Below are 17,968 nucleotides of genomic sequence, written 5' to 3' on the forward strand. Positions count from 1 at the left end.
TGCGGGCGTCAGGTCCGGTAGCTCGGGTCGATGCGATCGAGTTTGCGCAGGAGCGGTGGCCACACCAGGTTGGTCGAGCGCATTTCGGCACGATCAGGATTGCTGAACAGTTGCGCGTTCTTGTAGACCACGGCCTCTTCGACCGGATAGGCTGATGGCCCGAGCATGCGGGTGCGCACCTGCATCGTGCAGGCCCGCTCCAGATGGTACATGCGCTCGAAGGCGGAGGCGACCGAGCGGCCGACGGTGAGCGTGCCGTGATTGCGCAGCAGCATGTGGTTCTTGTTGCCGAGGTCCTTTTGCAGCCGCGGACGCTCGTCATGATCCAGCGCGATGCCTTCATAGTCGTGATAGGCGAGGTCATGGGTGACCAGTTGCGCGGTCTGGTTCATCGGTAGCAGGCCGTCCATGCAGCTCGCCACTGCCGTGCCGTCGGGCGTGTGCAGATGCAGCACGCAGCCGGCGTCCTCGCGCACCTCATGGATCGCCGAATGGATGGTGAAGCCGGCCGGGTTGATGCTGTAGTCGCTCTGGGTGAGCTGGTTGCCGTTGAGGTCGACCTTGACCAGGCTCGAGGCGGTGATCTCGTCGAACATCAGGCCGTAGGGATTGATCAGGAAATGATGCTCGGGGCCGGGCACGCGCGCCGAGATGTGGGTGTCGACGAGATCGTCCCAGCCATAGAGCGCGACCAGCCGATAGGCGGCGGCGAGATCGACGCGCTGGTTCCACTCGGCATCGGTCATGCCGGACGGTACTTCCTTGAGGCGAGCTTCGGCTGGCGACATGACCGGTTTCTCCCGTGCAATGCTGGTTTTCGCAGGCGAGTCTAGCCTTGCGCCCGCACCACAGCAAGGCGCGGCCAGGAGCTGGCTGTTATGCCTTTGTGCTCTTGATATGGGCTACGGCGCCGGAATGGCCAGCAGGGAGGAAATGGCGCGGCCGCGAATATCGTAGACGCGCGCGAACACGACGTCGTCGCGCTTGATTTCCACCATCACCGGCGCGGTGAGGCCCTTGCAATAGAATTCGCCCAGCGTCATCGCGAAGTCGGCGGCGTTGCTGTCCCAGCCGATGGTGAAATCCGGACCGAGCGCGACTTGCGCCGGACGTTGCGGGCCGCACACCGCAACCTTCCACTTGCGCCCGCTCGGTGCGACTTCCTGTCGCTCGACCAGTTCCTCGCGCAGGCCGTCGGAAGCCTGCTTCAGCGCCAGGCCCCAATAGTCCAGCATGAAGAAATTGTCGGCGGAGCGGACCGTGCCGGCGATGTGGTTGAAGTGGGTGTATTCGTAAGGATGCAGGCGGATCATTTCGCTGAGCGGCAGCAACAGCCCGAACGCAAACGCCGCAAGGGCTGCGGGTTGCCAGCTGCGGCGGTTTTCCTTCAGCCAGGTCATGCCCCGGCCGAAGGCGACGCCGGCCAGCACCGCCATTGGCGGGATCACGAACACGAAATGCCGGATGCCGTTGTAGAGCGCGGGCCGCTTCACCATCGCGATCACCAGCGGCAGCGTCGCCGCCATCGTGAGCATCAACATAATGGTCTTGCGCCGGGCGGGCACGTCGGTGCGCGACAGCGACATGAAGGTGCCGATGATGCCGGCGAACAACAGCGCCAGCAGCACTTCGGGGAGCTGCAGCGCGAACAGCGTCGGCAGATACGACCACGGCATGTCCGGCACCGACACCAGCGCGCCGTCGAACATTTCCTTCCAGGGCTTTTCGAAGAAATGCGAGAAATAGGTCAGCGCCTTGAACGGATGGTCCGGCTCCATGATCGCCCATGGCCATACCAGGCCCATCAGCAGGTAGCCGAACACGAGGCCCGGCAGCAGCACGTAAACCACATGGCCGAAGCGATGCGCGGCCTCGCGCGCGCCTTGCGTACGATATTCCTCGATCAGCAACGGCACGAAACCGACCATGGCGTAGACCAGCGCCAGCCCGCCGAGAATGCGGCAGCCGATGGCAAGTCCGGCACCAAATCCGACGATCAGGATGGTTCGCGGCGAGGGCGAGGGATATTCCTCGGCGAGGCGGACCAGACCCAGGATCAGGATCACCATCGAGACCGCGAATGGCGCGTCCTTCGGGTTCATGAACATGTGGCCGTAGAAGGTCGGGCACAGCGCCAGCAGCAACAGCGTCGCGAGCCCGGCCAGCGGACCGCCGACGCGCCGCGCGAGCCGCCACGTCACGGCAAGTCCGATGACGCCGACGACGGCGCCGAGCAGGCGGCGCGTTTCGAACAGTTCGAGCGGGATGACCTTGTGCAGCAGTGCCGCCGCCATGTCGAAGCCGCCGCCGTACATGTAGAGATTGGCGAACGACAGCGCGCCGACATCCTTGAAACCGGAACCGTACATGCGCAGCAACAGCTCGGCATATTCGGCGTGGGTGTAATCGTCCCAGCCCAGTCCGTAATCACGGAAGGTCAAACCTGCGACCAGGGTGACAGCGGCCAGCACGACCATGGCTAGGTCGTCCCAAGTCCGCTCCATCGAGCGCCGCTCGGGCGTATCGACGGCAGATGTCGTGATGGCTGACATGGCTATTGGCTAACCCGGTGTCCCCTTTGGCCCAGCGTTTGCGCTTTTGAGCCTCTTTCCCCGGCATCCATATAGCGCAGTTCCATTTTCAAGTAATTGAGAATTGTGGTCTAATTCCCTGATGCAATGCAACAAATTGGCGGTAATTAGTAGGCCGTAGATATACGGGAGGCGTCTGAATGGCAGCTGAATGCCGCGATCGGCGCCTGAATTTGCAGAGGGAAGGCTTCCGCTGCCAAGGGATTTTTCAGGGGATTTTTGAGGAACCGTTTTTTGAGGAACCCTGTGCAGAATTGCTGGTTGGCGGTGCGCACATTATGACGGTATCGTGGCATAGGCGGTTTGCGAGCATTTCGGGCGCAGCCGGGGGGTTAGTTCGATGATGGTTGGCATGTTGGTCGCGGGTACCGGCCTTGTTTTGGCGGGCCTGCTGGCGATTGGCTACGGAATCACGATCAACGAGTTCAGCACCGGCAACACGCTGATCCTCTCCGGCGTGACCGGGTTTTGCACGGGCGCGATCATGCTCGGGCTCGGGGTGGCGGTGCGGGAACTGAAGAACATCGCGTGGCAGCTCGGTGCTGGCGTATCCCGGCCGCGCGGCGAGGCCATGGTACGGCCGGTGCTTCCACCGGGTATGTTACCGGAGGCTGGTTCAGGCGACGGCGGTGTTCCATTCAAGCTAGAGACCGCCGAGAGTGCCGGCGGCGAGCCCGCCGCACCTGCTGCCGCGTCGCCGTCTCCGCCGCCATGGCAGGGTGAGGCCGCCACACGCGAGCGCCCGCGCAGCGACCTGCCGACGGAATCCGAGCCGGCCGAGGCTGCGCCCAAGCCAAAGCGCAATCTGTTGTTTTCCTCAACGTCGCGAAAGGAACGCGAGCGCGCACAGGCGAGGACCAGCGAGCCGCTGCCGCCGGATCTGTTGTCGCCGGATCTTCGCCCTAATCCGCCAGCCGCGCCGCCGCCGCCAGTCCCCGCCGAAACGCAACCGCCATCGTTCGACGATGCCTGGCCGAAACCGGAGCGATCGCGGCCTGGCGAGACCCCGCCGCCGCGTCGCGCGGGCCGGACACCCCCGGCATTCGACGAACCAAACGGCGCCCCGCCGCGTAATGACCAACAGCCGGCCGTAACGGTGCTGAAATCGGGCGTCGTCGACGGTATGGCCTATTCGCTCTATTCGGACGGATCGATCGAGGCCCAGATGCCCGAGGGCATGATGCGCTTTGCTTCCATCGACGAGCTGCGCACGCATCTCGATCAGCGGCCCTGAAGCGCACAATACTTGGCCAGCAATACGGCGTGAAAATAAAACGCCGTTGTTCTTGTCAGATTCCCGGTAATTCGGTCATATTCGCCAAGTCGTATTACATTCCCTGTGCGTATAGGCGCGGCCGGATACTTTCAGCACCCTACGCGCTCGCGCGTTCGCGATCCCAGGATCGCGTTTGCGATTCCCAGGAAGGTTGAGCCATGACCGATTCCGCCGGCAAGACGCCCGTCGAACTGACCGCCAATATCGTATCGGCCTATCTCAGCAATAATCCGACGCAGGCCTCTGAAATCCCGAACCTGATCAGCCAGGTTCACGCCGCGCTGCTGCGGGTATCGACCGGCCGGATCGAGACGCCGCTCGAACCGGCAAAGCCGGCCGTGTCCGTCAAGAAATCGATGACCCCGGAGTATCTGATCTGTCTCGAGGACGGCAAGCGCTTCAAGTCGCTGAAGCGCCATCTGCGCACGCAATACAACATGACGCCGGAGCAATATCGCGACAAATGGGGCCTTCCGCCCGACTATCCGATGGTCGCGCCGAATTATGCCGTGGCCCGTTCGCAGCTCGCCAAGAAGATGGGCCTCGGCCAGCAGGCGCGGAAGCGGAAATAGCAAAGCGTTTTCGAGCGAAGTGGATACCGGTTCGCGTTAAGAAAACGCGTCAGGAAGCGGTGGCAAGCGCCTCGCGCGCATCGGAGCGGATGCGCTCGACCATCGAGCGCAGGCCGTTGGAGCGCTGCGGCGTCAGATGCTCGCGAAATCCGAGTTCGTCGAACAGGGCAATCGCATCCGTCGACAGGATCTGCTGCGGCGTGTGCCCGGAATAGAGCGTCAGCAGGATCGCGATCAGGCCGCGCACGATGTGGGCGTCGCTGTCGCCGAGGTAGTTCAGGCGCGGTTCGCTGTTGCCGCTGCGGTCGAGCTGCTTCGAGAGCCAGACCTGGCTGGCGCAGCCGTTGACCTTGTTGGCCGCGGAATGCTCGGCTTCCGGCATCGGCGCAAGCGTGCGGCCGAGTTCGATGACGTACCGATAACGGTCGTCCCACTCGTCCAGCAGCTCAAAATTTTCCCTGATCTCGTCGATCGTCATCGTGGCCCGCGTCCCGTGTTCCAGCGTGTATATAGGATGCGGGCGGAGGGAAAGCGACGAAAATGGAACCGGTTCCGGGCCTATTTTCCAGCCATTATTCCGTCAATGCACAGACGTGCCGCGCCACTCGGTTGCGAGATCCTCTTGCGTGAGCGTATCGCGCGGCGCGGTGGCCGCCAATGTGGCTTCGTCGCCGCCCGGGCCGTCGATCGAGCCGGTGTGGTCGGGGGCTTTCTTGTCGGGCTTATCGGGCTTGTCGGTGATGATCTGATACAGCTTGCGCGCGCCGTCCTGCGCGCGCTGGCCGATCACGGTCGCGGCCTGGCCGCCGACTTCACAGGCCGCCGGCTGGCGCTTGCAGAACTGCCCCATGTCGGAGACGGCCGCGGTCGCGGCCGATACGGCTTCGGAGGCGCCGATCTGCGGCAGCTTGTCCGATTCAGGCGTCTTTTCTCTGGGCAGCAGCACGAGCACCAGTCCGAGCCAGAACACCATGCGAAGCAGAAAGAACATCTCGCGACCCCGGTCGTTTCTTTTGGTCCTGTTGCGGTTATGTCCGCAGGTTTACTCCTGACTATCAGCCGTCGATAAATCGCAAGTGTTTGCATTGAAGTAAATTCGCCGAAAATTCGCTGAAAATTCCAATGATTTGATTCGACGTAAATTTTCGATTGATATTCGCGAACACAAAAAAGTGGGCGTGCCGGGGCCGTCCACCATTTCGAAACCATAGATTGATTGCGCCGGAAACCTGTCGTTCACCATCCGCGTCGAATGAGCGTTCCGTAACGGGTTAAAGCTCCGCGAATGCACGGTGTTTGCCGCCCGGCCGCCGTGCCTTAGCGTTCGCTTAAGTTCGCTCTGACACGGTGGGCCAAAGATAAAGGGGGCGTTCCGGCGCGTCTGCAAAGCCAACCTGTCAGACGAACAAGCCGAAGCGCAAAAGCCGTGAGTGTTTTGAGTATCATCCGCGATTGTCTCGATGCGCTGCTGCATCCGTCCGCACGATATGATGCGCTGACGCGCGCGCGGCATCGCGCCTTTATGGCGCCGCGGCTGCTCGGCAGCCTCGCCGCCTTTGCGGCATTCCCGGTCTACCTGGCGATGCGCGGTGCGCCCACGGCCATCGAGGTTGCGGCTTTTGCCTGGCTGATCGCACCCATCCTGCTGTCATGGTTCCTGTCGCGCACCGGTCGTTACGACGGCGCGCATATTCTGTCGTCGCTGGCGCTGGCCGGTCTCGTCATGATGGTCGCCGCGACGACCGGAGGCATTGAGTCCTTTGCCGCGGTCGGGCTGGTCGTGGTTCCGCTTGAGGCCGCGCTCTCGGCCTCGCGCCGCGTCGTCGCGTTTGCCTCGGCGCTGGCGTTGTCCTGCGCCGCGCTATTGATTGTCCTCGGGCATTTCGACCTGTTGCCGGTGGTGGAGCCGAACGCGGCGTTGCGTAGCGTCCTGATGGCGGTTGGAATAGCAGCGGCGACGCTCTATGCCGTCGGTCTCGCCTTTGGCTCGGAATCGCTGGCGCGTACCAGCGTCGCGCTGCTCAGTGTCGAGGAAGACCGCTACCGCCTGCTGGCGCTTAACATGAGCGACGTGATTTCACGCCACAGCCACAACGGCGCGGTGCAGTTCATTTCGCCCGCCGCGGAAACCATGCTGGGCGCTTCAGTCACGCGGCTTGCAGGTCACGGCCTGTTCGACCGCGTCCATGTGGCCGATCGTCCGGCCTATCTGACCGCATTGTCGGACGCCGCGCGTGGCGGCGAGGCGCGCAGCGTCGAGTTCCGGCTGCGGCGCGATGTCGCCCGCGGCCAGAGCAACTCCGATTTCATCTGGGTCGAGATGCGCTGCCGGCCGCTCGAGCATGCCTCGCCCGAGGCCGAAGTCGTCGCCGTGATGCGCGACGTCACCGACCGCAAGATGCAGGAGCAGGCGCTGGAGTTGGCGCGTACCGCCGCCGAACGGGCGGATGCGTCCAAAACGCGTTTCCTCGCCACCATGAGCCATGAACTGCGCACGCCGCTCAACGCCATCATCGGGTTCTCCGAGATGATCGTTCAGGAAGATGTGCTGATGATCGACGCGGCGCGCCGCAAGGAATATGCGCAGCTGATCAACGATTCCGGGCAGCATCTGTTATCGGTCGTCAACGGCATTCTCGACATGTCGAAGATGGAGTCCGGCAATTTCGAGATTTCGCCCGAGCCATTCGCGCCGCGCGCCGCGTTGCTGCATTGCTGCAACCTGCTGGCCCTGAAAGCGCGCGAAAACGGCGTCGATCTCGTCACCCGTGCGCCGGAAGATCTGCCCATGATGACGGGCGATCCACGCGCCTTCAAACAGATCGTGCTGAATCTGGTCGCCAACGCCGTCAAATTCACCGAGCGCGGCGGCAATGTCACGGTCTCGGCTGCGGTCGAGGGCTCGCGCCTGATGCTTCGCGTTACCGACACCGGGGTCGGCATCGCACCCGACGATCTCAAGCGGATCGGCGATCCGTTCTTCCAGGCCGGCAAGACCTATCAGCGCAAGCACGAAGGCACCGGCCTCGGGCTGTCGATCGTGAAGGGCCTGGTCGGATTGCACCATGGCGAGGTGAATGTGCAGAGCAAGGTCGATGAGGGAACCACGGTAACCGTGGTCTTGCCGCTTGCCTTCGCGCCGTCGGCGGTGGAATTGAATTCGCCTTCGAGCCCGGTACCTTCGAGCAATGTCGCGACGCTGAAGCCGGCGCTGCGATCAGGATTACAAGACCAAGCCCATCAGGTGAAGAAAAGTGCCTAAGCGAACGATCGAGGACGACGAGATGCCGCGCCGCCGCCGTGGCGCGAAAGCGGTTGCAGTCGACGCGGAAGAAGAGCGTGGATTTGTGATGCGCATGCTCTTGCACAGTCCGAAGGACATGCTGGCCGGCGCGCTGGCCGTTGCCGCCATCGGCGCCATCCTCACCAACGCCTTGTTTCTGCAGGCCGGTCGTCATCCGTCGCCGATGTTCGGTTCGGTCGTGACGTTGCCGGTGCCCGCGGTTGCGAATCCGCTGCCCCGTCCGCGCCCGGTTGAACTCGCGGTGCGTTCCGCCGAGCCTCCGGAACCGAAACCCGTCGAGGCCAAACCCGCCGAGAGCAGGAACGTGGATCCCAAATCCGCTGACCCCAAAAACACTGACCCCATGACCAATCTGGTGGTCAGATCGACCGGTTCGGCTCCCGCTGCAGCTTCCAGCATTGCCCTTCCGGCGGCCAAGCCGGCCGGGTCCGCTCCGGCCACGACAGCCCATGTCGTGAGGCCGCCGGCGCCGATTCCGGCCTCCGCGCAATCCGCGGGCGCCCGCCGCGTGGCGTCAGTGCAGCGCGCGCTGACCGAATACGGCTACGGCCAGTTGAAGCCGACCGGCGCCGTCGGTGCCGACACGCAGGCGGCAATCACGAAATTCGAGCGCGACCGCAAGCTGCCGGTGACCGGACAGATGTCCGACCGACTGGTGAAAGAGCTCACCGCAATGACCGGCCGTCCGATCGAGTAAGCTGGGCCTTACGACCCATCCAGCAGGATCTCGGTGACCTCGTCGGAGAATCGTTTTCTCCGCCCGTCGATCAAAATCCATTCCGAGCCGTCATGATCCGGCTTCGCGCGCGGCATGCCATGGTCGAGCAGGGCGCGCGCGCAGCCCGACCAGTCACCGCCTTCGACCGGCTCGTTGCAAGAGGCCCAGGAAAGCGAACCACAGGCATTGTCGCCGAAGCCATGTTGCTCGGTCCAGTCTGCCCCATGTTCGAGCAGGAACCGGGTCAATTCGGCGTCGCCACGAAACACCGCCAGATTGAGTGCTGACGCATTCCAGTCGCCGCCGCGCACCGCGATCGGCCAGCCGAGCCTGACCATCAGCCTTACCCCCACATCGTTGCCCTCGGCGGCGAGATCGGGCAGCAGCCGCAACTGCGAGGCCGGAAGCGTTTCGGGGAGGTCGGGTCGCCCGGCGCGGATGCGCCGGGCCTCGGCCTCATCGCCGCAGGCGCAGGCCGCAATGAACGCTTCCTCATCCGGAATGGGCCCGTGTGCAGCGCTCGCGCGCAGGAGATCGGCGACCTCGCGAAGGCCAAACTGCAAGGCGAGCCGGTAGGCGCTGACGCCGTCAGGCGTCGCTGCCAGCGGGTTTGCGCCGGCGTCCAGCAACGTCTCGATACACCGGCGGGATCGCCGCCGGCGGATCGCCCACAGCAGTGGCGAACCCCAGTGGGTCAAGGGTGAATTGCGCGCGGGCTCATTTGGATCGCCGCCGTGCTGAAGCAGCAGTTCAAGTGCGGCGACATTGTCGAAGTCGAGTGCACGGTAGATCGCGTTGCTGCCCGCGACATGCGCGCCACGCTCGAGCAGCAGGCGGGTACATGCAAACCTCTCCAGCGAGTGATAGAGGGACTCGCCGTCGTCAGGATCAGCGCCGGCGTCGAGCAACAGTTTCGTGAGTTCGGGGTCATGGTTCGTCCCGGCGGCGCCATACAGCGCCGACAAGGGATTGCCGTCGTCGGGTTCGCTGATCGATGCCGGTGGCCAACGGTTGCCGATACGCTGGTTGGGATCGGCGCCTGCCGCCAGCAGCAAACGGGCACAGCGATGCAGACGCGCGCGGAATTCCGGGACGGACAACAGGCTGGAATGCGTGACGGCGACAAGTGGAGGCAAGCGTAGCGGTCCACCCGGACGGTTGACCCAAGCCGGGTCTTGCTGCGTGGCCTGTCGCAACGTATCTTCCGCGCCGATCGCACATGCCAGATAGGGGTTGCCCGAGACGAGATCGGGGTTTTCGGCCAGCATCCTGATGGCAACGCGCGGATTGGCGCGATTTGCCGTGCCATTGATGTCGCCGGCATAAACCAGTTGGAGCCAACGCAGGACACGTTCCTCGCGCTCGCTGCCGATGGCCGATTGCGCTTCCAGATAACGTCTCAGGTCCTGCCAGGAAGCGAAGCCGTAGTCGCGCGCCACGCACGATTGAGCGTCATGGAGCCGGAGATTCAAGGAAGCGATCTGATCGTCGTTCTGCCCCGCGGCTGCCGGAAGGGCACGGCGAAAGCGGGCAAAAGCGTCGCCATCACGCTGCCGGTAGAGACGGATCAGATCCTTGGCTTGCTTCTTGAGATGGTCGAGATTTAGTCGATCGGGCGATCGTTCCATTGGAAACCTCCGTGCAAGGATCGCCGATGGTCCGCAATACCGGCTGCTGCACAAAGGCTCTAGGTGCTGCTTGGAAGCTGCAAGTGGGTTCGACCCTTCCCGCGGACCCGGGTGCGGCTTGCACCGCAGGTTTGAGAATATGGTTGGTCCGCGCGACGGTCAACCCGCCGTATGTCGGCCGCAAGGATTCTTGCGGCCGGTAAACTTTGCCAGGCTTACAGCCGCCACGCTGGATACTAAGGCCTTGCCTCGAGGATCATGTTGAACGGCGTCTCGGTGGCACGACGCACGCTCTTGAAGCCACCCTTCAGAATGACTTCGCGGAGCCGTGCTTCGCCGGCCTGCGCGCCGAGGGCGGTGCCGACTTCCTGCGAGAGCGAGGTCGGCACGCAGATCATGGTCGATGCGGCATAGTACAAGCGTCCGACCGGGTTGAGGTTCTGCTCGAGACGATCGCCGGCTATCGGCTCGCAGATCATCCATGTCCCATCGTCCTTCAGGGATTGGCGGATGTGGGCGGCGGCTCCCGCCGGGTCGCCCATGTCGTGCAAGCAGTCGAAACAGGTCACGAGATCGTAGTCCTTGCCGGGATAGTCCTTGGCGAGGCCGACCTCGAAGCGCGTGTTGGCGGAAACGCCGTGGGTTTCGGCATGCGCCTTTGCATCCGCGATCGAACGGGGATGGAAGTCGTAGCCGACGAACCGGGACTTGGGAAAAGCCTTGGCCATCAGGACCGTCGACCAGCCGTGGCCGCAGCCGACGTCCGCGACCTCAGCGCCGGCCTCCAACTTCTTCATCACGTCACCTCCGAGAGCAGGAAGCCACGTCGATACGATGTTGTTGTGATAGCCGGGCCGGAAGAAGCGGGCCACCGCGCAGAACATGCAGCCGGCCTGATCGCCCCAGGCGACACCGCCACCGGACTTGAACGCGGCCTGAACTTTCGGCTGGTTCTCGAACATCGCCGCCATCAGATCGAAGCCGCCCATCAGATAGACCGGGCTGTCGGGAATAGCGAACACCATCGCCTGCTCGGGCGGCAGCGCGAATTTCGCCGAGGCAGGGTCGTAGGACAGATAGTTGGAACTTGCCTGATTGGACAGCCACTCGCGAAGGTATCGCGGATCGACCTTCGCGGTGCTGGCGAGTTCGGCTGAGGTCATCGGCCCATTGGTGTGTAGCGCCTTGTATAATCCTAGCGCATCGCCCATCCGTACCATGGCGACGCTGGACGCGCCCCCGAGGTCGCCCAGCATCTGGCCGACGAATGCGTTGAGTTTGCCTTCATCAATCCGGGTCGCTTGATTAACGCTCGACATAGCTACCTCCACTGACAATTGATTTCGGTTAGAACAGATCCGCCAGCATGCGGGCGGCACGGACCGCACCGTCAGCTTCGACGGATTTGAATTTGGCCGGCGCGCGCAATGCAGCAACCATCGCTTCAGCGATCATGTCCGGCGTCGACGTCGCGAATGCCATGCGCGTGCCGGCGCCATAGCGATCGAGACGATGCGCGACGTGGAAATTCTGCTCGAAGTGGTTCTGGAGCGGAAAGTAGAGGAACGGCGTTCCGGCCGCGGTCAACTCCATGCAGGTGGTAAGGCCGCCCTGCACAAGGGCGAGATCGCACGCGGCGAGATGACGGTCGAGGTCGGGTACGAAGGCGCGCATCTCGACACCCTCTGGCGGCCGAGCGAGGCCGGATCGATCCGCGGGCCCGCCACCACGATCATGCGCAACTCGGGCAGCCTGGCCCGCGCTATCGGATAGCTCTGCAGGATGCGTTTGATCAGGTGGGTGCCGACGGCGGATCCGCCGACCGTGACGATGCAGACGGGCTCGTCCGGCCGGTAGCCGAGGCGCTCGCGCAGCTCCGCGCGGCTGCCGAAAATATGCGGGTGTTCGCCGATGATGTAGCCGGCGAAATCGAAATGCCGCGGCACCCAGTCGCGCATCGCCGGCAGGTCCTTGCCGAACGACAACGGGACGATGTCTTCGGGGCTTCCGACGAAAATGGCGCGGTCGCGCACGCCGGGATGCCGCTCGATGTGTTCGATCATTTCGGCGTTGTAGTCGGTGGTCAGGAACGCCTCATGCTCGCCGCCCGACGGCATCGGCACATAGCCGACGAAGTCGGTGAACCAGGCGAGCCCGGCTTTCTTCAGCTCCGGGTGCTCGTGCCAGTAATGATCGATGTCCCAGGCCTCGTCGGCGATGACGAGATCGTAGCCTCCCTCGTCGACGGCATCCTGGAAAGTCATGAAGTTCGCGATCAGCACCTCGTCCATGTTGCGGAGGGCCTGGAAACAATGCAGGTCGTGCTCGCCCGACTCCATCTCAATATGCCTGGACTCGCTGGCCAGCCGCGCACTCAGCGGATGGACCCGAGCCGTTGGCCTCCAGCAGGCGCGTCACGGGATCCTGCGCCAGCCAATCGACCTCCAGTTCCGGATGCAGCTTGCGTAGCTCGCGCGCGATGGCGATATCGCGCCGTCCATGCCCGAGGCCGATCGGCGAGGAGAGATAGAGTGCGCGTTTGGCCTTCCTTGTCGTGTGGTTCGCTCGCGTTGCGGGGGCGGCGATGGCGAGCCTGCGAGCGAGGAAATCGACAATCAGGGTGTTGGTCTTTGCGGGAATGCGGCCGAGCGGGTTGTGACCGCCGCCCGGAATGGTCACCAACTCCGCATTCATCACCTCGGCCAGCGATCTCGCGCGTGCATGGCGCTGGATCTGGTCGTTGTCGCCGTGAATGAGCAGCACGGGACAGCGGATCTTGCGATACATCGCTTCGCTGACATCGAAGCGCGGCGGGATCATCCGCGCGTCGACGGTGTTGATCAACACGGGACCGCTGGTCTCGCCCGCCCAGCCGATGCCGTCCTCGATCTGCTTGGTCGAGTGCGGCTCGGTATGGATGTTGCGAATGAAGTGTTCGGCGAAGTCGGGGTAATCCGCCAGCCAGTGCGCGCGGTTGAATTTATTCCAGCCGTCGAACCGCTCCTGTTTGGCATCGAAATGCTTGTTCGCCAAATGGGGATAGTTGGCGGGTCCGATGCTCGCTACCGTCCCGACCAGGATCGCGGCCTTCACACGATCAGGGTGATGCGCAGCCAGCACGCTGGCGAGCATGCCGCCAAACGACAGGCCAACGAGAATTGCCTTGCCCGCGCCGGTGGCGTCCATGACGGCAAGCAGATCGGCCACGTAATTGTCCAGCGAATAGCTCGTCACGTCCTCAGGGCGGTCCGACTTGCCGTTGCCGCGGCCGTCATAGGTGATGCAGCGGAAGCGTTCGCTGAAATACGGCAATTGCGCCTTGTAGATCCGCGAATGGACGATGCACCAGGGCGGCACGAACAGCATGGTTTCCGGGCCATTGCCGTAGATCTCGTAGTAGATCCTGACGCCGTCGCGATCGATAAAACCACTTTCGTCGGGCAATTTCGCACGCATCGCGTCACCTCATCGATTGGCTGCACCTTCGACGCTGCGAACGAGATCACCGACCCGTCGCAAGGACTGGCGTATCGGCGAGCCTTTCTTCTCGAAACCAAGCAGATAGAGGCTTTCTGCGCCGATGAACGCGTTGGCAGCAAAAGCTCCGACCTCCTCGGGCGTCAGCGGGCCGAGGCCGCCGAATTCGCGTTCAGCCTTGCGTGCCGCGCCGACGATGAGATCGACCCATCCCATGATCGCGGTGCGAACGACCTGCGCGACCGCCGGGTCGGACCAGCTCGCAGCAATCAGTTCCTGCAGCACGCGCACATAGCCGGAGGCGATGTCGTCATCGAGATAATCGCAGGCCCGGTCCCATTGCTCCGACAGTTTGAGACGAGTGTCGCCGAACATGGCGTTCTGGCGATCCAAAAGCTGCGCGTTCAAGTACTCGAACAGCGCCAGCACCATCCCTTGCTTGGATCCGAAATGATAATGGATCTGGCTCAACGGAACGCCGGCAGCCGCCGCGACGTCGCGGGTCGACAAGCCCGCGTAGCCGTTCTGGCGCAACACTTTCTTGGCGGCTTCGAGCAGCGTGGTGCTGGTCTCTGCCTTTTTCTCGATTTTTTTGGCCGCTGCGCGCGCCACGATGAAATCTCCCTGGTGCGATCGCGGGTCATCATAATTCGGTCGACCGACCGAGTCAAGATTCTTGCGTGGCTGCTCACGATCTTGTGCGCGCTCACGTGCGGCATGGGCCGGAGTTACCGTGGATCCATGACTGGGCGGGAACCGCGACTTGGAAACCGTTCCGGTTTTGACAAACGCTTGTCACGATCCCGTTGCGGATAACTCTGCCGACTGCGTGCGCAAGGGAACGCGCCTGGCCATGGCCTCTGGCGCCAGCCTGGACGCTGGCCTATCGTCGAACCCATGCGATTGAAATCGAGTATTTGGGTGGCGGCCTATCTGCGCCGTTGCCAAACCGAAGGCGTCTTCGGCGCCGTGCGCCGGCGCGGCGCGGAGGAAGCCGGTGCTGTGTTCGTCAAGGTGGCCCACCTCGACGGCAACGCCATGCTGTACGGGCCGGCGCCGCAGACCGTCTATGACGAGAGCCGGCCGACCGAGCGCCTGTTCGTGCCGGCGTCGCCGCAGCCGGTGCCTGAGCAATCGGTGGAAGAACGCCTTGTTAAGGAAATTAAGTTCGATCCCGACACCTGGATCGTCGAGACCGAAGACCGTGCAGGGCGGCATTTTCTCGATCTGGCGAAGGCCTGAGGCCGGCCCATTCTACTTTGCATGGGGTTGTTTTCGAGATTTTGTGTCCGGGCCCACCGGATCGTTATGCCGCCGTCTACCGCCCCGATCCGTCGGTGCCGGTGCGCACGATTGGTGCGCTTCCGGGCTGTACGGCAGGCCGTGTCTGGGATGCGGCGGAGCGGGCGCGGTTGCGCTCGTCGTCGTAGAGCGCGGCGCGGTATTTGGCGCGCGTGACCGCCATGGTCGAGCCGCGCCACGCCGCCAGCATGACCAGCGCGGAGCGTTCGGTCAGCCGGTCGTAGAGCCGCGACAGCCGGTAGACATGGTGCACGGAGACGCCGGATTCGGGATTGAGGAACATCAATATCCGCTGGAACGCCGCGCTCGGCATGTCGAGCGCACGGGCCGCGCAGGCCAGGGGCTCGCCACCGGGGTCATTCACCACCTGGGTGGCGATCCGCGCCGGCAGGATCAGCGCCTCGCCGATCTCCAGCGCGAAACTGTCGGCGTCCTCGGCAAACGCGGCCATCTCCAGCGTCTCGATCGCACGCTTGGCGCGCGCCGCCGGAATTCGCGCCGAGGCCTTCAGCGGCGTCTCGTTGAGATTGTGCAGGATCTGCGCGCGTTCGCTGGCATTGGCCGCAAAGAACATGTCGCTGATTTCGGCGGCATCGTTGGGCCGCATCGCCAGGCTGGAAGCCATTCGCAGTTCCGCTTCGGTCGGAACCCGGGGGGGCGCTTCGGGCGGGGCTTTGGCAATCGAAGGCGCGAGCGGCACCGTCTGGCCGGGATGGGCGCGCCGCAATCCGAGCTTGTTCATGATCTCGAGGGGGGTCGCCGGATAGATGGCAAGCCGGGCCCGCACGGCCGCGCGGGTGGCGTCGTCGACCTGGTCGATCAGCCGTGAAGTTAACTCGACGAACTGCCGCTCCTCGTCGGCGGAATGCGCGCTGGCCTGGACATAAAGGTCGGTCAGCACGCGCAGCAAGGTAGGGCGGATATCGACGCCCTCGCGGCGCGAGAGCGACATCAGCCCGTCGAAGCCCGGAAATAATGGTGCTGCGGTCATGTGAGGTATACGCGACTTGGAAATCCCTTGGCTGAGCCTACGCGGGGCGCTTTAAGAGTTGGTTAAGGAAAACAACCCCTGAAAGAATGCCGGGATTTTGCGGGTGTTGCATAAACCACAGCGGCCGATCCGGTGGCTGGCCTCCAAGCGGCGATTAAGATGCCGTTAACCACGTTCTGTTCTGAATGATCGCATGTCGCCGGCCAAATCATGTCTGTGCGGCAATGAGAGAGAACGGAACATGGGCACCATCATTGAATTTCCGGCGGATGCAGCTTCGCGGCGGCCCGCCCTGGATGGCGCTTCACGCGAGGGCATGGGGACCGTACTGATCCTTCCGGTTGTCCGGATCGAACGTCCAACCGACGAGAGCGGCGGACGCGGACCGGAAGAAGGTACAGCTCCCGGCCGCCGTCGCCGTCGGCGCCCCTGACAAGGGACATTTGAAATGCCGGAGCTGCGCCATCCGATCCGGACCGCCGGGTTTCGGTCACTCCCGGCTCTCATACTCATCCTGATTGGCTCGGCCCTCGGCGGCTGCAGCGGCGGCGATTTCGGCCGCACCCGCGCCGATTTCCGCAACGACGATATGCATCGCTGGCTGGGCGCGGAAGCGACCGGCAGCGTCGGGCTCAAGCCGTCGCATTTCCAGCTCACCGAAAACGAACGCCAGCTTCGCGATCTCGCCTATCCCCTGATCGAGCCGCCGCTTTCGCGGCCAGCCTGGAAGAGCGTGTTCGGCGATTACCAGCCGCTGCCCTCGCCCTGGCGACAGAAGGTCGTGTTCGATCGCACCACCTATGGACGCGCCTTGATCGACGAGCCGCACCGCTCGCATACCTCGCGCTATCAGCAATTGATCGAGGACGTGCGCAACGACATCACGCGGTTCGAGCCGTTCTTTTCGTCCGCCATCCGCGTGATCGAACTCGACCGCAAGCGCAGCGCCAGCCTGAAGATGGTGTCGGAGCTGTCGCCGCGGGAACAGGCCGACGCGGTCGCCCGCATGGAAGAGAACACACTGATCGTGCAATGGGTGCAGCAGTGCCTGGAGCGGAGGATTTCCTCCTATCGCTGGGCGCTGGAGCGGCTGGTGATCCAGGCGCCTGACACCATCGCCGCCGACGCCGACCGTCTGATCGGCGAACTCGCCGCCCAAACCGCCAACCCGCCGGTCGCCGCCAACCCCGTGATCGGGCGTGCGGTCACGGTGAAGGGCTGATCCATCAGCGCGCCTTGCCGGCCGATTTGACGCGGCCGGCTTTCGGGCGCCCGCTCTGCAATCGCGCGATAAAATTCTGCAGCACCTCTGACGGCGGCCGCGCTGCGCTATAGGCGAGGCCAACCTGGCGCTTCACGTCGACATCGATCTCGCGCACGGCGACATCGGGATTGGCGCGCGCCACGCCCTCCGGAACGATGGCGATGCCGACGCCGGCCGCGACCAGCGCCATCGTCCAGTCCTCGGATTCCGCGATCGCCGCGGGCTGGCGCGACGGGGAGGCGGCTCGGCCAAAGAACTCACTCTGCTCGCAATGGCAGCGATCGATCATCGCGACGCCGGCAAGGTCCGACGTGCGAAGCCGCTCCTTCAGCGTGAGCGGGTGCGAAGGCGGCAGCGCGGCGACGTAGCGTTCGACCCACAGCGGAATGAAGTGCTCGTCGGCATCGATGATGTTTTTCGAAATGATCCGCGCGTCCGCGGCGTCCTTGATGCCGACGAGGCGAAGCGCGACGTCGGCGGTTCCGGTCAGCGGCTTCAGCAGCGCGATCGTTCGCGGCATGTCGAGCGTGCGCATCAGGCCGAGCGTCAACTGCCGCCGCGTCGACGGCTTTCGGAACAGGTTCTTCGCGGCGTCCGCGTCGTCGATGATGCGGCGGGCGACGGCGTGGAATTGTTCGGCCGACGCGGTCGGTGCGACGCCCTTCTTGTGCCGGATGAACAGCGTGGTGCCGAGCTCGGCTTCGAGGTTGGTGATCGCGGCGGAGATCGAGGGCTGCGAGATGAAGCAACGCTTCGCCGCCGCCGTCAGGTTACGTTCGCTGAACACGGCCGTGAAATAGCGCAGCTCGCGGATATCCATAGTTATATCCTATTGATATTATCAG

19 protein-coding genes are annotated in these 17,968 nt (G+C 63.7%); 7 read left to right on the forward strand and 12 right to left on the reverse strand.

Annotated elements, in window-relative coordinates:
• Positions 1 to 8: 8 nt before the first annotated feature.
• Positions 9 to 788: a class II aldolase/adducin family protein gene (locus JQ611_RS05690; protein WP_212265410.1), complete on the reverse strand. Its 780-nt coding sequence runs from the start codon at positions 786 to 788 to the stop codon at positions 9 to 11.
• 114 nt (positions 789 to 902) lie between these two features.
• Positions 903 to 2,552 carry a glycosyltransferase family 39 protein gene (locus JQ611_RS05695; RefSeq protein WP_212265409.1) on the reverse strand — a complete coding sequence of 550 codons (1,650 nt, stop codon included), beginning with the start codon at positions 2,550 to 2,552 and terminating at the stop codon, positions 903 to 905.
• Positions 2,553 to 2,970: 418 nt separating this feature from the next.
• Here JQ611_RS05695 and JQ611_RS05700 point away from each other — a divergent pair, with 418 nt between their 5' ends.
• Positions 2,971 to 3,825 carry a DUF308 domain-containing protein gene (locus JQ611_RS05700; protein WP_312011867.1) on the forward strand — a complete coding sequence of 285 codons (855 nt, stop codon included), beginning with the start codon at positions 2,971 to 2,973 and terminating at the stop codon, positions 3,823 to 3,825.
• Positions 3,826 to 4,025: 200 nt separating this feature from the next.
• Positions 4,026 to 4,439 (forward strand): MucR family transcriptional regulator, encoded by a 414-nt coding sequence (locus JQ611_RS05705; RefSeq protein ID WP_212265407.1) that lies wholly within the window; start codon positions 4,026 to 4,028, stop codon positions 4,437 to 4,439.
• Between the two features lie 49 nt (positions 4,440 to 4,488).
• Here JQ611_RS05705 and JQ611_RS05710 read toward each other — a convergent pair whose 3' ends face one another.
• Both JQ611_RS05710 and JQ611_RS05715 read right to left on the reverse strand, forming a co-directional pair.
• Positions 4,489 to 4,917, reverse strand: coding sequence for a SufE family protein (locus JQ611_RS05710; protein WP_212265406.1), 429 nt, complete (start codon positions 4,915 to 4,917; stop codon positions 4,489 to 4,491).
• Between the two features lie 102 nt (positions 4,918 to 5,019).
• A complete protein-coding gene (locus JQ611_RS05715; protein ID WP_212464762.1) occupies positions 5,020 to 5,430 on the reverse strand; it encodes a DUF5330 domain-containing protein in 411 nt (136 codons plus the stop codon).
• Positions 5,431 to 5,865: 435 nt separating this feature from the next.
• Between JQ611_RS05715 and JQ611_RS05720 the strand changes: the two genes are divergently transcribed.
• Together JQ611_RS05720 and JQ611_RS05725 are read left to right on the forward strand one after the other, a co-directional pair.
• Positions 5,866 to 7,701, forward strand: a complete 1,836-nt coding sequence (locus JQ611_RS05720; RefSeq protein WP_212464763.1) for a PAS domain-containing sensor histidine kinase — start codon at positions 5,866 to 5,868, stop codon at positions 7,699 to 7,701.
• The gene (locus JQ611_RS05725; protein ID WP_212265403.1) at positions 7,694 to 8,440 is read left to right on the forward strand and encodes a peptidoglycan-binding domain-containing protein; all 747 of its coding nucleotides are present in this window, start codon (positions 7,694 to 7,696) and stop codon (positions 8,438 to 8,440) included. Before JQ611_RS05720 ends, JQ611_RS05725 begins: the two co-directional genes overlap by 8 nt.
• Before the next feature lie 8 nt (positions 8,441 to 8,448).
• Here the strand turns inward: JQ611_RS05725 and JQ611_RS05730 are convergent, their stop codons facing one another.
• From JQ611_RS05730 to JQ611_RS05755, 6 genes are all read right to left on the reverse strand, one after another.
• On the reverse strand, positions 8,449 to 10,089 hold the full coding sequence (locus JQ611_RS05730) for a hypothetical protein (RefSeq protein WP_212265402.1): 1,641 nt from the start codon (positions 10,087 to 10,089) through the stop codon (positions 8,449 to 8,451).
• A 236-nt stretch (positions 10,090 to 10,325) separates the two neighbouring features.
• Positions 10,326 to 11,408 carry a class I SAM-dependent methyltransferase gene (locus tag JQ611_RS05735; RefSeq protein ID WP_212265401.1) on the reverse strand — a complete coding sequence of 361 codons (1,083 nt, stop codon included), beginning with the start codon at positions 11,406 to 11,408 and terminating at the stop codon, positions 10,326 to 10,328.
• A gap of 28 nt (positions 11,409 to 11,436) precedes the next feature.
• Positions 11,437 to 11,763, reverse strand: coding sequence for a glycosyltransferase (locus JQ611_RS05740; protein WP_212464764.1), 327 nt, complete (start codon positions 11,761 to 11,763; stop codon positions 11,437 to 11,439).
• Positions 11,673 to 12,428, reverse strand: a complete 756-nt coding sequence (locus JQ611_RS05745; RefSeq protein ID WP_212464765.1) for a hypothetical protein — start codon at positions 12,426 to 12,428, stop codon at positions 11,673 to 11,675. Before JQ611_RS05745 ends, JQ611_RS05740 begins: the two co-directional genes overlap by 91 nt.
• A gap of 1 nt (position 12,429) precedes the next feature.
• A complete protein-coding gene (locus JQ611_RS05750) occupies positions 12,430 to 13,545 on the reverse strand; it encodes an alpha/beta fold hydrolase (RefSeq protein ID WP_212464766.1) in 1,116 nt (371 codons plus the stop codon).
• Between the two features lie 9 nt (positions 13,546 to 13,554).
• Complete coding sequence (locus tag JQ611_RS05755; protein ID WP_212265399.1) at positions 13,555 to 14,178, reverse strand: TetR/AcrR family transcriptional regulator; 624 nt, start codon at positions 14,176 to 14,178, stop codon at positions 13,555 to 13,557.
• Between the two features lie 285 nt (positions 14,179 to 14,463).
• On the opposite strand from JQ611_RS05755, the gene JQ611_RS05760 reads away from it, so the two are divergent.
• Positions 14,464 to 14,808, forward strand: a complete 345-nt coding sequence (locus JQ611_RS05760; RefSeq protein ID WP_212265398.1) for a DUF1491 family protein — start codon at positions 14,464 to 14,466, stop codon at positions 14,806 to 14,808.
• 76 nt (positions 14,809 to 14,884) lie between these two features.
• Here the strand turns inward: JQ611_RS05760 and JQ611_RS05765 are convergent, their stop codons facing one another.
• Positions 14,885 to 15,859 (reverse strand): DUF2336 domain-containing protein, encoded by a 975-nt coding sequence (locus tag JQ611_RS05765; protein WP_212265397.1) that lies wholly within the window; start codon positions 15,857 to 15,859, stop codon positions 14,885 to 14,887.
• A gap of 241 nt (positions 15,860 to 16,100) precedes the next feature.
• Here JQ611_RS05765 and JQ611_RS41560 point away from each other — a divergent pair, with 241 nt between their 5' ends.
• A complete protein-coding gene (locus JQ611_RS41560) occupies positions 16,101 to 16,292 on the forward strand; it encodes a hypothetical protein (RefSeq protein ID WP_249132934.1) in 192 nt (63 codons plus the stop codon).
• Positions 16,293 to 16,307: 15 nt separating this feature from the next.
• Positions 16,308 to 17,081 (forward strand): hypothetical protein, encoded by a 774-nt coding sequence (locus tag JQ611_RS05770; protein ID WP_212265396.1) that lies wholly within the window; start codon positions 16,308 to 16,310, stop codon positions 17,079 to 17,081.
• Between the two features lie 4 nt (positions 17,082 to 17,085).
• On the opposite strand, the gene JQ611_RS05775 is transcribed toward JQ611_RS05770, so the two are convergent.
• Complete coding sequence (locus tag JQ611_RS05775; protein ID WP_212464767.1) at positions 17,086 to 17,943, reverse strand: LysR family transcriptional regulator; 858 nt, start codon at positions 17,941 to 17,943, stop codon at positions 17,086 to 17,088.
• Positions 17,944 to 17,968 lie beyond the last annotated feature (25 nt).

It is taken from the genome of Bradyrhizobium sp. AUGA SZCCT0182 (assembly GCF_018130185.1).
In the GTDB taxonomy this organism is placed as follows: Bacteria; Pseudomonadota; Alphaproteobacteria; order Rhizobiales; family Xanthobacteraceae; genus Bradyrhizobium.